We start from the raw sequence: 1,264 nt of genomic DNA on the forward strand, positions 1-1,264 counted from the left end.
AACTACTCTGCACCCCCACAGGAGTTTTGCCAATCGAGATGATAGTCTCTTGTTTTTGGGGAGGTTTATCCCATTGGATTTCGCAGTTTTTAAGTAGTGATAGGCTTTCTTCATAGTGTTTGCTAAGGGTCTGATAAAAGAGTTGCAATAGGTCTCTACCCGTTTTACCTTGCGCAAAATAATCGGATATATCTTTATCCCTTTTAGTGCCTGAAAGAGGTAAGACCAAACGAAATACTTCTAAAGGTGCTAATTGGGCTTGTTGCTCTAAGGAGGCTCTTTTGCCTGTTTCGTCGCTATCAAACAAAAGGACTAAATGTCGGAATCTCATTTTTAGCTTTTGGAGTTTTTGTGAAGGAATGAGAGCTGTTTCACTATTGAAACAGATAGCCGAAAAGCCTCTACTGGCTAAGCTCATTACATCTTTTTCGCCTGCGGTGATAAAGAGAATGTCGCCTTGTAGAGGTAGCTGAGACTCACCAAAGCAATAGTTTTCGGGATTACCTCCATAGAGAAAACGCAGTTTAGAAAAGGGACGATAGACCTTTAAATGCTTTTTAAAAAGGTAAGCAAACATCCACTCATTATAGGTGGAGGCAATAGTGTAAGGTTTGCCGTCTTTATTGGTGCTTGAATAGCTTTGCAGAGAGATCACGTTGTATTTGTTTAGGATTTCTTGAGTGATGCCATACTTTTGCCAATAGGCTAACTCTTCTTGGGTAAAAGGTTTTTGGGTGAATTGGTAAGAGATAGATTTTTTAGTTTCTGGGGTAGTACTTTGTATGGTGATAGTAGGTGGTATTTGAGGTTTTTGTGTAATTATAGAGGTGGATTCCTCTAAACCCAGATGTAAATCTCGATTGATAATCTTTAGGATTTCGATAAAATCAGAGGCATTTCGGCAATCCAATTGATAGAGGTAACCTACTAAGAAAAAACAGTCACCCCTGAAAGTATCGTTGCCAAAATCTTTCATCTTATAAATGCCTTGTTTGTCCTTATAGATATTGCAGGAAGCATTTTTATCGTCATAGAAAGGGTTTTTAAAGTTTTTACCTACTCGCCAGTTGCCTTGTAGATAGTGCTGAAAGACCTGTAGTCCTCCTTCGGTTCTACTTAAAATATCTTGCTTTTTCAACATAACCTTTGGCTTTTTGAGTAAGGGATTGCAGGTAGCTTTCAGTGTTTTCTACCGATTGACTGATAAGGAGTTTGCGAATGCTTCCCAAGGTATAGAAATACTGTCCATAGATTTTGGAGTAGG

At 38.8% G+C, this 1,264-nt stretch carries 1 protein-coding gene; it reads right to left on the bottom strand.

Annotation, left to right across the window (positions count from 1 at the left end):
* On the bottom strand, window positions 1–1,141 hold a 1,141-nt coding region (locus HMPREF1551_RS05490; RefSeq protein WP_021628066.1), incomplete at its 3' end, for a toprim domain-containing protein.
* Window positions 1,142–1,264 lie beyond the last annotated feature (123 nt).

Source organism: Capnocytophaga sp. oral taxon 863 str. F0517, assembly GCF_000466425.1.
Lineage (GTDB): Bacteria > Bacteroidota > Bacteroidia > Flavobacteriales > Flavobacteriaceae > Capnocytophaga.